Genomic DNA, 13,636 nt, shown 5'->3' with positions numbered 1-13,636 from the left:
CTCCCAAAGCGCGCGGAGCGCTTCCCACGCCTGCGTCTCGGGGAATTCCCGGGTGCCCGGAATCTCCCCCCAATGGGATAGTTAGTTCGCCACTCAAACTAACTACCCCGGTCCGCCAGCTCACGCTCGGCACACCGTTCTGAGGAGAGACACCGATGCAACTGACAACGAAACACACCCTGGCCGCCCTGGCGTTCGGTCTCACGGCCGTGGGCGCGATGGCGCAGACCGTGGTCGGCGTGAGCTGGTCCAACTTCCAGGAAGAACGCTGGAAGACCGACGAGGCCGCGATCAAGGCGCAGCTCGAGAAGCTCGGCGCGAAGTACATCAGCGCCGACGCGGGCGGCTCGCCCGAGAAGCAGCTGGGCGACATCGAGGGGCTGATGTCCAAGGGCGCGAAGGCGCTCATCGTGCTGGCGATGGACAAGGATGCGATCCTGCCCGCCGTCACGAAGGCCACGCGGCAGAAGGTGCCGGTGGTGGCGTACGACCGGCTGATCGAGGCGCCGGGCGTGTTCTACATCACCTTCGACAACGTCGAGGTCGGGCGCATGGAGGCGCGCGAGGTGCTCAAGGTCAAGCCCAAGGGCAACTACGTGATCATCAAGGGCTCGCCGAGCGACCCGAACGCCGACTTCCTGCGCGCCGGCCAGCAGGAGGTGCTGGACGCCGCGATCAAGAAGGGCGACATCAAGATCGTCGGCGACGAGTACACCGAAGGCTGGAAGCCCGAGGTCGCGCAGAAGAACATGGAGCAGATCCTCACCAAGAACGGCAACAAGGTCGACGCGGTGGTGGCGGCCAACGACGGCACGGCCGGCGGCGCGGTCGCTGCGCTCACGGCCAAGGGCCTGCGCGGCATTCCGGTGTCGGGCCAGGACGCCGACTTCGCCGCGCTGAACCGCGTGGCGCTGGGCACGCAGACCGCGACGATCTGGAAGGACTCGCGCGAGCTCGGCCGCGAAGCCGCCACGGCGGCGGTCTCGCTGGCGGCCGGCAAGCCGGTCGAGAAGGCCGCGCCCTGGGCCGGCGGCGCCAAGAAGATCTCGCTGTCCTCGCGCCTGCTGACGCCGGTGCCGATCACGCGCGACAACCTCGACGTGATCGTCAAGGCCGGCTGGATCAAGAAGGACGAGCTCTGCAAGGGCGTCTCAGGCGCGAACGCACCCGCGGCCTGCAAGTAACGCCGCAACCACCGGCGCGTTCGGCCTCGCCGCCACACGCGTCCACTCATCCTCGCAACACAGCCTCCGATGGGCCCGTAAGGGCCTGCCGGTGGGCGGTTGCGCACCTGTAGTCCGTCCTGAGGGGGCTTGAAAAAAATGAGCGATCCAACACCCGGCTGGTGGCGCCGCACCGGCATCGACCTGCGCCTGATCCTGATGTGCGTGCTGCTGGCCGTGATGGCGGTGGCGTTCAGCGTCATGTCGGGCGGCGTGTTCCTCTCGCCCGAGAACCTCTACAACGTCGCGCAGCAGACGGCGGTGGTCGGCATCGTCTCCACGGTGATGGTGCTGATCATCGTGGCGCGCCACATCGACCTGTCGGTGGGCTCGGTGATGGGCTTCGTCGGCGTGCTCATCGCCTACCTGCAGTACACCTCGGGCTGGTCGTGGCCCACGGCCTGCCTCGCGGGGCTCGCGGTGGCGCTGCTGGTGTCGATCTACCAGGGCTGGCTCACGGCGGTGCTGGGCGTGCCGTCGTTCGTGGTCACGCTGGGCGGGCTGATGTCGTTTCGCGGCGCGGCTTTCCTGGTGGCCGACGGCAAGACGCAGCCGGTGAACGACGAGTTCTTCCAGCGCCTGGGTGGCGGCTACGACGGCGGCATCGGCGTCACGGCCAGCTGGGTGCTCGCAGGGCTGGTGGCGCTGGTGCTGTTCGGGCGCATGGTGCAAAAGCGCCGCGCGCGCCAGCGCTACGACATGCCGACCGAGGCGCTGTGGCTCGACGTGCTGCTCACGGCGGTGCCCGTGGCGGTGGTGGTCGGCTTCGCCTGGGTGATGAACAGCTACCAGATCTCGTCCAAGAGCGAGCCGCAGGGCATTCCGATCCCGGTGCTGATCTGGGCGGCGGTGGCGATCGTGCTGTCGTTCATCGTGCACCGCACGCGCTTCGGCCGCTACGTGTTCGCGATGGGCGGCAACCCCGACGCGGCGGCGCTGGTGGGCATTCCGGTGCAGCGCGTCACGCTGATGCTGTTCGCGCTGCTGGCGGTGCTGGTGACGGTGGCGGCCATCGTGTCGATCGCGCGGCTCAACGCGGGCACCAACTCGCTGGGCACGGGCATGGAGCTGTACGTGATCGCGGCGGCCGTCATCGGCGGCACGGCGCTGGCGGGCGGCAGCGGTTCGATCTTCGGCTCGGTGCTGGGCGCGCTGATCATGCAGTCGCTGGACAGCGGCATGCTGCTGCTCGACGTGCCGATCGGCAAGCGCATGGTGATCATCGGCCAGGTGCTGATCGTCGCCGTGGTGTTCGACGTGCTCTACCGCCGCAAGTTCGGGGAGAACTGATATGGCCGACATCGACAAGACAAAACCGCTCGTCGAGCTGCGCGAGATCCGCAAGGCCTTCGGCGGCGTGAAGGCCGTGGACGGCGTGAGCATCAACCTCTACCCCGGCGAGGTGGTCGCGCTCCTGGGCCACAACGGCGCGGGCAAGTCCACGCTGATGAAGATGCTCGCGGGCGCCTACCCGATCGATTCGGGCGACACGCTCATTGCCAGCGAGAAGGTCCACATCCGCACGCCCGCCGAGGCGCAGGCGCAGGGCATCGAGACCATCTACCAGACGCTCGCGCTGGCCGACAACCTCGACTCGGTGGCGAACCTCTTTCTCGGTCGCGAGAAGATGACGGCGTGGAACACGCTGGACGACCACTTCATGGAAGTGCAGGCGCGCAAGGTGTTCCAGCGCCTGAACAAGAACTTCACCAACATCCGCATCCCGGTGCGGCGCCTGTCGGGCGGGCAGCGGCAGGTGGTGGCGATCTCGCGCGCGCTGTACTTCAACGCGCGCATCCTCATCATGGACGAGCCCTGCGCCGCGCTCGGCCCCGAAGAGACGGCGATGGTCGGGCGCCTGGTCAAGCAGCTGAAGGACGACGGCGTCGGCATCTTCCTCATCACGCACGACATGCCCGACGTGTTCTCGCTGAGCGACCGGCTCGCGGTGATGAAGAACGGCAAGCTCGTGGGCACCTACCGCACGGCCGACGTGACCGAGGACGAGGTGCTCGGGATGATCATTGCCGGCAAGCGGGCCGAGGGGCGGGAACAGGCGCACCACGCAGCAACCGCGGCCACCGCAGCGGCATGACATGAAGACCATCGGCGACCAGCAGCTGCTCAAGCGCCTGAACCGCAGCGTGCTGCTGCGGTTGCTGTGCGCGCAGCCGGGCTTGTCGCGTGCGCGGCTCGCGAGCGAAAGCGGGCTCACCAAGTCGACCGTGAGCCTGCTGGTGCGCGAGCTGCTCGACGAAGGCTGGCTCAGCGAATCGGGCGCCGCCGTGGCCGACGGGCTCGGGCGGCCGTCCACGCCGCTGCGGATCAACGTCGGCGTGCGCGCGCTGATGGGCGTGGAGATCGCCGTCGAAACGCTGCGCCTGGTGTGCGTCTCGCTGCAGGGCGAGGTGCTGCACGCGCAGGCCGAGCCGCTGGATGACGGCACGCCGGCCCGCGTGTGTGCGCAGCTTGCGCGCATGGCGGCGGCGGCGCACGCGCAGCTCGACCAGCGCGGCCTGCGCCTGTCGAGCATCGGCGTGTGCGTGCCGGGCGCGGTGGACGACTGCACGGGCGTCGTGCGCTTCGCGCCCAACCTCGGCTGGCGCAACGTGAGCCTGCTGCCCGCGCTCGAAAAGGCGCTGGCCGCGGCGGGCCTGCCGGGCGTCACCGTGCAGCTGCAGAACGACGCCGATGCGGCCGCGCTCGGCGAGTACGAGTTCGCCGCGGGCGAGGGCGAAGACCCGCTGATCTTCGTCAACAGCGACGTCGGCGTGGGCGCGGGCGTGGTGCTGAACGACCGCCTCTTCACCGGCGCGCAAGGCATGGCCGGCGAGATCGGCCACACCATCCTGCAGCTGGACGGGCCGCTGTGCTCGTGCGGCCGGCGCGGCTGCGCCGAGGCCTTCTTCGGTTCGCGCGTGCTGGCGCGCGAGGGCGCGGACATGGCGCGCGCCGCTGCGTTCTTCGGCGTGCTGCTGCAGAACCTGTGGGTCACCTTCAACCCGCGCGCGATCGTGCTCGGGGGCAAGGTCTGCGCCGAGCATCCGGAGTTCGCGCAGGCGGCGTTCGAAGGCGTGAAGGGGCACGCGGAGCGTGCCGGCATGCCTGCGCCGGAACTGCGTACGGCGCGGTACGAAGCACTCGCGCCCGCGGTGGGGGCGGCGGCGTTGGCGCTGCACGAATACTTAAGGCCGCTGCAGCCCGACGCCCGCACGCGGCGTGCGCGCGCCGCGCAGGGTCTCGCCACCGCGGCCCGAGCGTAATCGTTGGTCTAGAACCGACGAGCCGCAGACCAGTCCTCAGTCGAGCTGCAATCCCGCTTTTTGCGCTGCCTTGGGCAGGTTGTGGCGTTCTGTGCAGCGCCCCGCTCCACAACGGATCCCGCGCGAGATCATAGCTGCCGCCATTGCGTCATCAACGTTTTTACGCCTGACGCTCAGTGGCCCTTGGTGTTCATGGGTTACCAGAGCTTGAGATGAGGAGTGCAGAAGCCGCGGACAACATCCAACACCTCAAGTGTCGGTTGCCGCCAAAAATTGACCCTCTTAATGCAGTAATTTCCGTCTAAGACTGATCCACGTAGAACCCTATCCTGCTGATTTTTAGAACAGGGGGTCCTAGGAGTGATAGACGTGGCGACATTGAGTGTCATCAGACGCTGGACCCTGCGTGAGCAGATGTCCATTCGCGAGATTGCAAGGCGTCCAGGCCTGTCTCGCAACACCGTAAAGAAGTACCTGCGAGCCGACGATGAAGAGCCGCGTTACGCCAACCGGGCGAGTTCAAGCAAGCTCGATCCCTATGCCGAGAAGTTCGCGACTTGGCTCGCGATCGAGGTAACCAAATCGCGGAAACAGCGGCGCAATCTGCGGCAGATCACACAAGGAGTACATCAACCACTTATCCACATAGTGAAGCCTTCAGGCTCACAAAGTGTGACCTTGCCCCCGAAAAACGTCCCCCTTGCCGAGTGTTTCAATACAAGCAAGGAGAGTCGAAATGACGAAGACGGCAAGAGCGCGCTACACGCTCGAATTCAAGCTTGAGGCAGTGCGACTGGTCGAGGGCGGCCAGAGCATCGCGCACCTTGGGCGTGGTCGAGCAGACCTTGTTCAACTGGGTCGAGGCCCAGCGCCAGGGCAAGCTCACTGGCGCTGACAGCAAGGCGGTGAGCGCCGAGCAGATGGAGATCAGCCGGCTGCGTGCCGAGCTGGCGCGCGTGAAGATGGAGCGCGATATCTTGGAAAAAGCCACAGCGTACTTCGCGAAAGTGCAGCGGTGAAGTACGCCTTTGTCCAACGCCACCGACGTGTGTGGCCGATCTCGGTGCAATGCCGGGTGCTGCGAATCAGTTTGACGGGATATCACGAGCACTTCGTGCGCAAGGCCAGCGGCGCGCAGCGACGTCATCTGAGCGACGATGCCTTGCTGGTGCACATCAAGGCCATCCATGCCGAGACACGTGGGGGCTACGGCTGGCCGCGCATCTGGAAGGAGTTGCTCGCACGCGGCATCCGCGTTGGCAAGGACCGGGTGCAAAAGCTCATGCAACGCCACGGCATACGCGCCCGAGGCAAGCGCCGCTTCAAGGTCACCACCGACAGCCGCCACGATCTGCCGATCTCGCCCAACCTGCTGAATCGCGAGTTCACCGTGAATGAACCCGACCGGGTGTGGGTGGGCGACATCACCTACATTGCCACCGACGAGGGATGGTTGTTCCTGGCGGTGGTGATCGATCTGTTCAGTCGCCAGGTGGTGGGTTGGTCGCTGCGCCAGGACATGACGCGCGATCTCGTGATCGACGCGCTGCGCATGGCGTGGTTCAAGCGGCACCCGAGCAAGCAGGTCGGTCTGATCTTCCACAGCGATCGGGGCAGCCAATACGCCAGCCACGACTTCAGGGACGTGCTCAAGCAGTACGGCATCACCAGTTCGATGAGTCGCAAAGGCAACTGCTGGGACAACGCCTGCAGCGAGACCCTGTTCGGCTCATTGAAGGTGGAGCGGTTGCACGGGCAACGCTTCAAGACCCAGCGTGAGGCCAAGGACGAGACCGTCGCGTGGCTGCTCTGGTACAACCGTGCTCGACTGCATTCGACGCTGGCCTATGTCAGTCCGATGCAGTTCGAGCAGGACTGGCTTGCCAATCAACCAAGGCAAGCCAACTCATGAGCTCAGCTATGGGGTACGGATTCCAGGGGCAAGGTCAGTGTGTGGGTCAGTATTCGATGGAAATCTAGGGTCAGAGATCGGCGGAATCCAACAGTCACGCCCATGGCTCAGGACGAGCAGGCCGGCATTGCCTCGCCCGAGGGTGAGGTCTTCAATGGCATTGTGGTGAGTCTGGCCGGCCTTGCCATCTTCAGGTTCGGCCAATTTGGGGAAGCGATGCTCGCGGCCATCGGCCGCGAAGTAGCTCAGCGTGCCATCTGCGGCCTGATCGATGCGGGTGGTGTAGGGACTGGTCCACCGGGCACCAAGGTAAGCGCTGGTGCCGGCCTGTCCGGATTGCTGCACCAGTGGGTCGTAAGCTGACAGGCGCGAGTGGTACGTGCGACTCCAGACGATGGGCATGTGGCCCGGCAAGGTGAAATCGGTATGGGTGAAGGTCTCGCTGCCGGTTGCAAAGCTGATGGAGCCGGGCGTTCGAGCGGCCGTTTCACAGTCCTTGCAGCGGTTGGCATCCTGTATTCGTCTCGTGCGCTCGGAGCCCCCTGTATCCAGTTCCCCTTCCGGCTTCTTCTGATCGTGCTTTCCGGTCGTCGTTGGGTTGACTGTGGCGCCTCCCGTCTTGCCCTTGGCGCGAAAGCGCAAGACAGCGTCCTTGAGCCTCTTGAGAAGCCAACCGATGGACATGTCGGCACGCGCATCGCCCAACGCCTTGATCTTCGTCTTCGCCGTTCTGCCCAGATCGTCGAGCAAGTCGGCGTAGGTGTTCATCAGCTTGGAGGCCTTGCCGCCGGCTTCGGTGTTGCGCATGGCCAGGCCGACGCCGGCATTGCTTGCAACCTTGGCGCCTTGCACGACCTTCCCGCCGACATACCCGGCTCCCTCTGAGATCCCCTCTCCGACATCGTCGGCAATTCCTTTGATGGCTCCCCAGACACCGCTCTCGTAGGTGGTCTTGGGATCGCGCTTCAAGGAGATTTCTGGCGCCGGTGCGCTGGTATCGAAAGGCTTGCCCGATGCGAGCTTGCGCAATGCGCTGCCCAATCCGGAGATCAGGTCATGCGCCATGGAGGCGGCTTCTTCCAGAATGCCCTCGAGCTTCTTGATGGCCTCGTCCACGAACTTGTCGATCTCACCGGCCAGCGTGGCATTGAGGTGGTCAACAAGCAGTGCGACGAGGGCATCGTCGAGGCCGTGGCCGACGGTGCGCAACTTGCTTCGCACAAGATGCAGCGCAGGTCTCAGGCTGGTGCGCGCCGCAGCCATGGTCGGAGGGAACGGAATGATTCCAATCAGGTTGGTACCAAGGCTGACCCAGTTGAGTCCCTTCTCGACGCTGCTGGAGGTCTTGTTCTGGACAAGAACGATGATGTCGCACACGGCATCGATGGCTGCCAGGATGTTGCCGAGAATGGGAACGGCACTGGCGACAGCCATGACTCGGTCCACCGTGACGTAGTTGCCGCTGATGCTCTTGAGCCAGTCGTTGACAACCTTCTTGGCGCCCGGAAGCTCTGCGGGATCGATCTGATCCAACGGCTTGACGAATATCTCCTGTTCGTCTTCTTTCTTCGCCATCTCCGCTTGCGATAGGTCAGCCATGCTGGGACTCCCTGAGCCGCTTGGCTCGTGTCGATTTTTTTATGCACTGCATGCACGCAATGCGCGCATATGCGGCTTGAGCTCTAGACCGTGGTGTGAGGACCTGCCGCGCCGGGTGGCAAGCGACATCGGTCATGCCCGCAATGCCGGCTGCATCGATTGCCAACCTGGCGAGCTGACCGTCGGCCATCGCGGCTGTCGCCCAGTCGGTACTCACGGGCGCCAGATGCAGCCAGGGACGCAACGTGAGCTTGTCTTGAATGTGGCGACCTTCTTCACCCCACAGCTGCGCGCCGGCGATGAGCGCATTGATCTGCCGGGCGTCGGCGCCCAGCCCGCCTGCGTTGCCGCCCACCACGCCGGCCACAAACTCCCCCGTGTCATCGAGTTCGATCGCGTAGCTGATCTCGCAGCCGATGAGGGCATCCAGGTCGATGTCGGCCACCTGGCTGAAGCTGAGTGCATCGGGAGGTTTGAGCGCAAGCTCGTATTCGAACAAGGCATTGAGGCCTTCGTGGCCCGACAGGCGCACGGGTTCGAGGGCATCGGGCAGCACAGGGCTTGTGACCGCAAGGGTGTGAGACACGTGGTGGACCTCTGACAAAACAGGGATCCAAAAAGTCTGTGGCACACCCGCGCCGCACCGTTGCAAACAATGGTCAACCAGCGCTCACGCGTGCAACTGGCGCAGCGTGGCGTGAAAAATTCGTGGAACTGAGTTCGAGTGAACTGGAGCGAAGAGCGATTCGCGGCCCAAGGCGGCCACCGCTCATCCGATTGGCCGGATGGCTGCACGATCATTCAGGCATCGTGTTCTCAACCTCTCTGCAATGGGCAGACGATGCCCGCACTTTATTCGGCCTGAGGCTGCTCGCTGTCGCGCCAGCCGCGCAACCGCCGGTACAGCGTGCCGCGCGACACGCGCAGCTGCCGCGCCGCCTGAGACACGTTGCCGCCATGCGCCGCGAGCGTGTCCTCGATCAGCTTGCGGCTGTGCTCGCGCAGGGTTTCGGTGGGCGGTGTCTCGCTGGCGGGTGCAAGCGCCACGGGCTGCTCCGCCTGCACGTCGATCGCCACGGGCGCCTCGACCTGTGCGCTCGCCATGTCCGGCATCGCCACCGCGTGGCGGAAGTCCGCGCCGTCCGCGCCCTTGAGCTGCGCCTGCATCCACACGCCGAGCCCGCTGGCCAGCCGCAGCGGCTGCGCGGCCTCGCGCCGGCCCAGCCGCAGCAGGCTCGCGAGGTCGTGGCCCAGCAGGCATTCCACGTCGCGGTCGTCGGGGGCCTCGGGCAGCCGCCCCAGCAGCCGCGCGCCGGCGTTGTTGAGCCACGCGATGGTGCCGTCGGGCGCGATGCCCGCGAGCGCCTCGAGCGGCGTGCCCAGCAGCGTGGGGCTGGCCTGGAAGCGCAGGATCAGGTGGTCGCGCGACTGCGCCTGCAGCAGCCGGTTCTCGATGATGGTGGCGTGCAGCGCCACCATCGAGGCCGCGTCGAAGCCGAAGCGCCGCGCCTCCACCGTGAGGTCGAGCACGCCCGCGAGCCGGCCGCTCACGTCGCGGATCGGCGCCGCGGCGCATTGCATGTGGCACAGAACGTCGTAGTAGTGCTCGGCGCCGTCCACGGTGCAGGCCTGCCCGGTGCTGGCCACGATGCCCGGCGCCGTGGTGCCCACGACGCGCTCGGAGATGTTCACGCCCAGGCGTGCAGTCTGGCGCAGCACGGGCTGGTGCGTGCCGGCGGGCTGGCTCGTGACGTGCACCACCACGCCGTCGCGGTCGGTCAGGATCACGCGGCAGTCGGTGCCCGCGAGCATGTGCTCCATCTGCACGAGCTCGTGCCGCGCCACGTCCAGCAGCTCGCGGTTGCGCGCCAGCGTGGTGTGCAGCCGGCTGGGCGTGACGGCGTCGAAGGCCACCACGCGCTGCCGGTCGGCGTGGGTGCGGCTGCAGCGCATCCACGACTGGATGACCGCCTCGCCGACCAGCCCCGAGGGGCGCACGCCTTCTTCGAAAAACTGCTGCCGCGCCAGCGCCACGCGCTGCGCCGGCGTGCTGGCAAAGAGTTGGCGCGGCGCATCCGCCGTGCCGAGCCTGTCGAGCGCCATGGGTTCGCCGCCTCTTCCGGGTTCAGGGACCCTCTCGAATGTGTTCCGCAATGGAACAAGGCTTGATTGGGGAAATCCCGGGGGTGAAGGCCGATGCTGTGCGAACGATCCTTGGGGCAGAACGAAGAAGGAGACAGACCCCGATGAAGACGACAACGACACAGCCTCTTTCCGGGCGGCGCCTGCTTGCGGGCGCCTTGCTGTGCCTGGGCCTGACGGCCCCGGCGCTGGCCCAGACGGCCGCCAGCCCGCAGGACCGCGCCGGCGCGGCCGCCAAGCGCGTCGACGGCAACTTCGTGCGCGCCAACGCGGCGAAGAAGACGCCCGACTGGCCCAGCTACGGGCTGGACTACGCCGAGTCGCGCTTCAGCAAACTCGACCAGGTCAACACCGGCAACGTGAAGCAGCTCGGGCTGGTCTGGTCGTACAACCTCGAATCGACGCGCGGCGTGGAAGCCACGCCGCTGGTGGTCGACGGCATCATGTACGTCACGGCCTCGTGGAGCATCGTGCATGCGATCGACACGCGCACCGGGCAGAAGATCTGGACCTTCGATCCGCAGGTCGACCGCACGAAAGGCTTCAGGGGCTGCTGCGACGTGGTCAACCGCGGCGTGGCGCTGTACGAGGGCCGCGTCTACGTGGCGGCCTACGACGGCCGCCTGATCGCGCTCGACGCCGCCACCGGCCAGAAGGTGTGGGAGAAGAACACCATCGAGGGCCAGAAGGGCAGCTACACCATCACCGGCGCGCCGCGCGTGTTCAAGGGCAAGGTCATCATCGGCAACGGCGGCGCCGAGTACGGCGTGCGCGGCTATGTCACCGCCTACGACGCGAAGACCGGCGACCAGAAGTGGCGCTGGTTCGTGGTGCCCGGCGACCCGAGCAAGCCCTTCGAGGACGAGTCGATGGCGCGCGCCGCCAAGACCTGGGACCCGAGCGGCAAGTACTGGGAGGCCGGCGGCGGCGGCACCGCCTGGGACAGCTTCGCCTTCGACCCCGAGCTCAACCTGATGTACGTGGGCACCGGCAACGGCTCGCCCTGGGCGGCCAAGGCGCGCAGCCCCAAGGGCGGCGACAACCTGTACCTGGGCTCGGTGGTGGCGCTCGACCCCGACACCGGCAAGTACAAGTGGCACTACCAGGAGACGCCCGGCGACAACTGGGACTACACCTCCACGCAGTCGATGATCCTGGCCGACGTCAAGCTGAACGGCAAGGCGCGCAAGGTGCTGCTGCATGCACCCAAGAACGGCTTCTTCTTCGTCATCGACCGCACCAACGGCAAGTTCATCTCGGCGAAGAACTTCGTCGCGGTCAACTGGGCCACGGGCTACGACAAGAACGGCCGGCCCATCGAGGTTCCCGCCGCGCGGCAGAACGAGAAGCCGGGCGACAGCATCCCGGGCCCGTTCGGCGCGCACAACTGGCACCCGATGTCCTACAACCCGCAGACCGGCCTGGCCTACCTGCCCGCCCAGCACGTGCCGATCAACCTGATGGACGACAAGGCCTGGAAGTTCGACGAGAACGCACCCGGCCGGCCGCACGCGGCGCTGGGCTGGAACCTGGGCAAGTTCGCCAACGTCGAGCCGCCCACGAGCAAGCCCTTCGGCCGCCTCGTGGCCTGGGACCCCATCAAGCAGAAGGAAGCCTGGGGCGTGGACTACGCCTCGCCGTGGAACGGCGGCACGCTGACCACCGCCGGCGACCTGGTGTTCCAGGGCACGGCCGACGGGCGCCTGGTGGCCTACCACGCGAAGACCGGCGAGAAGCTCTGGGAAACGCCCACCGGCACCGGCGTGGTGGCGGCGCCCGCGACCTACATGGTGGACGGCAAGCAGTACGTGTCGGTGGCCGTGGGCTGGGGCGGCGTGTACGGCCTGGCGCAGCGCGCCACCGAGCGCCAGGGCCCGGGCACGGTCTACACCTTCGCGGTCGGCGGCACGGCCAAGATGCCCGCGTTCGTCGAGTACCGCATGGCCAAGCTGGTGCAGGGCGTGAAGTACGACCCCGCCAAGGTCCAGGCCGGCACCATGCTGTACGTGAGCAACTGCGTGTTCTGCCACGGCGTGCCGGGCGTGGACCGCGGCGGCAACATCCCGAACCTGGGCTACCTCGACCCGGCCTACATCGAGAACCTCGACAAGTTCGTGCTCAAGGGCCCGGCCATGTCGCGCGGCATGCCCGACTTCACTGGCAAGCTCTCGGGCGACGACATCGAGAGCATCAAGGCCTTCATCCAGGGCACGGCGGACGCGATCCGGCCGAAGTAAGCAGGGCGCACCCGCGCAAGCAAAAAGAAAAGGCGCCATCGGCGCCTTTTCTTTTGGGGCAGGGCGGTGGTCAGCCTGCGAGGCGCAGCTCGTGGATCAACCCCGCCACGTTGCCCACCTGCAGCTTGTCGTAGATCGACTGGATGTGGTTGCGCACCGTGGCCGGCGAGCGGTTCAGGATGGCGGCCACTTCCTTGTGGGTGTCGCCGCGCGCCAGCAGTTCGGCGATGGTGTGCTCGCGCGGCGTGAGGCTGTCGGCGCGGCAGCGGTGGCGGCACTTGAGGAACAGCAGGCGCTGCTCGACGCGGTGCGTGACCACGATCTCGCGCCCGTTGAAGCGCGCGTGGCCCTGCAGGAAGTGCTGCAGCAGCGCATCGGGCAGCGTGCGGCCGTGCCAGGCCGGCCACTCGGCCTTCAGCATCGCCTCGAACAGCCGGTCGGCGTGGTACAGCACGCCGCGCAGGTCGCCGATGGCCGAGCCGCCGGGCGACACGCTGCCCGCTTCGAGGCGGTCCAGGTGCATCACGCGGTTCAGCGCCAGCGCCTGCATCACGTGCGGCGCGAGGCTGGCGAGCAGTTGCCGCTCTTCCTCCGTGCCGTGGGCTTCCGGGTCGGCGCGGAACAGACTGAGCCAGTGGACGAAGCTCGTCTGCGGGTTCGAATCCGAGGTGATGAAGAAGTTGGCCTGCTCGAAGCGGCGGCCGTAGTCGCGCAGCTCGGCCTGGTCGTCGCGGCAGAACCACGCCTGCGCATTGAACGCGAGCGTGGCGTTCGACTGCTTGGCCACCTCGCCAGCGGCCGTGTCCATGTGCTTGACCTGCTCGTAGGCCGTGACCATCTCGAGCGGCTGGTTGTGCAGGTGGATCGTGTGGATGTCGATGCCGTGGTCGGTGCGGGTGGCGGTGCCCCACATCGACGAGTCGAAGGGCAGCACCGGCTTGAGGAGGTCGAGCGCGGCGTCCTGGAAGGCGTCGATGGGCAGCTCGTGCGAGAGGCGGTACAGCCGCAACAGGAGGTCGCTGAAGTCGCGCGGGACACCGGCCGTGAAGGTCATGCGGGGAGTCTTCCAGTCCCGGCGCCGCATGCCCATCCCATGTTCCGGTGACGCGCGCGGGGCTCGGCCGCGCGGTTTCAAGAATGGTGCATTTGCATCATTTGATTTCCAAAAGCGAAAGCTATTGTTTGCAGCGCCCTCGGTTGCTGACCAGGCCCTTTCCCTTTTCGAGAGACCCACGATGCCCCACCCCACCTCCAGAATCC

General features: G+C 66.6%; 9 protein-coding genes and 2 pseudogenes. 7 read left to right on the top strand and 4 right to left on the bottom strand.

Translation table 11 applies throughout. From position 1 onward, the window contains the following. Nucleotides 1-161: 161 nt before the first annotated feature. From xylF to AC3WQR_RS09300, 6 genes and pseudogenes are all read left to right on the top strand, one after another. Nucleotides 162-1,184: a D-xylose ABC transporter substrate-binding protein gene (gene xylF / locus AC3WQR_RS09325; RefSeq protein ID WP_370680807.1), complete on the top strand. Its 1,023-nt coding sequence runs from the start codon at nucleotides 162-164 to the stop codon at nucleotides 1,182-1,184. Nucleotides 1,185-1,322: 138 nt separating this feature from the next. Next, nucleotides 1,323-2,513, top strand: a complete 1,191-nt coding sequence (locus tag AC3WQR_RS09320) for a sugar ABC transporter permease (RefSeq protein ID WP_159274820.1) — start codon at nucleotides 1,323-1,325, stop codon at nucleotides 2,511-2,513. A 1-nt stretch (nucleotide 2,514) separates the two neighbouring features. Next, the gene (locus AC3WQR_RS09315; protein ID WP_492741828.1) at nucleotides 2,515-3,318 is read left to right on the top strand and encodes an ATP-binding cassette domain-containing protein; all 804 of its coding nucleotides are present in this window, start codon (nucleotides 2,515-2,517) and stop codon (nucleotides 3,316-3,318) included. Nucleotide 3,319: 1 nt separating this feature from the next. Continuing rightward, nucleotides 3,320-4,486: an ROK family transcriptional regulator gene (locus tag AC3WQR_RS09310; protein WP_492741827.1), complete on the top strand. Its 1,167-nt coding sequence runs from the start codon at nucleotides 3,320-3,322 to the stop codon at nucleotides 4,484-4,486. Between the two features lie 360 nt (nucleotides 4,487-4,846). Beyond that, nucleotides 4,847-5,101, top strand: a pseudogene (locus AC3WQR_RS09305) (helix-turn-helix domain-containing protein); the annotation flags it as partial. A gap of 121 nt (nucleotides 5,102-5,222) precedes the next feature. Beyond that, nucleotides 5,223-6,398 (top strand): annotated as a pseudogene (locus tag AC3WQR_RS09300) (IS3 family transposase). A 6-nt stretch (nucleotides 6,399-6,404) separates the two neighbouring features. Here AC3WQR_RS09300 and AC3WQR_RS09295 read toward each other — a convergent pair. From AC3WQR_RS09295 to AC3WQR_RS09285, 3 genes are all read right to left on the bottom strand, one after another. Next, on the bottom strand, nucleotides 6,405-7,997 hold the full coding sequence (locus AC3WQR_RS09295) for a DUF6531 domain-containing protein (RefSeq protein ID WP_492741826.1): 1,593 nt from the start codon (nucleotides 7,995-7,997) through the stop codon (nucleotides 6,405-6,407). Continuing rightward, nucleotides 7,990-8,583, bottom strand: a complete 594-nt coding sequence (locus AC3WQR_RS09290) for a contractile injection system protein, VgrG/Pvc8 family (protein WP_492741825.1) — start codon at nucleotides 8,581-8,583, stop codon at nucleotides 7,990-7,992. Before AC3WQR_RS09290 ends, AC3WQR_RS09295 begins: the two co-directional genes overlap by 8 nt. Nucleotides 8,584-8,849: 266 nt before the next feature. Continuing rightward, complete coding sequence (locus tag AC3WQR_RS09285) at nucleotides 8,850-10,100, bottom strand: helix-turn-helix domain-containing protein (RefSeq protein ID WP_492741824.1); 1,251 nt, start codon at nucleotides 10,098-10,100, stop codon at nucleotides 8,850-8,852. Nucleotides 10,101-10,243: 143 nt separating this feature from the next. On the opposite strand from AC3WQR_RS09285, the gene AC3WQR_RS09280 reads away from it, so the two are divergent. Next, nucleotides 10,244-12,376 (top strand): PQQ-dependent dehydrogenase, methanol/ethanol family, encoded by a 2,133-nt coding sequence (locus AC3WQR_RS09280; RefSeq protein WP_095747139.1) that lies wholly within the window; start codon nucleotides 10,244-10,246, stop codon nucleotides 12,374-12,376. Nucleotides 12,377-12,446: 70 nt separating this feature from the next. On the opposite strand, the gene AC3WQR_RS09275 is transcribed toward AC3WQR_RS09280, so the two are convergent. After that, nucleotides 12,447-13,430: a helix-turn-helix transcriptional regulator gene (locus tag AC3WQR_RS09275; protein ID WP_095950425.1), complete on the bottom strand. Its 984-nt coding sequence runs from the start codon at nucleotides 13,428-13,430 to the stop codon at nucleotides 12,447-12,449. Nucleotides 13,431-13,636 lie beyond the last annotated feature (206 nt).

Source organism: Variovorax sp. FW305-3-2-15-B-LB1 (assembly GCF_058787635.1).
Note: the sequence above shows the minus strand (reverse complement) of the source record. Positions and strands in the feature narration are given on the sequence as shown.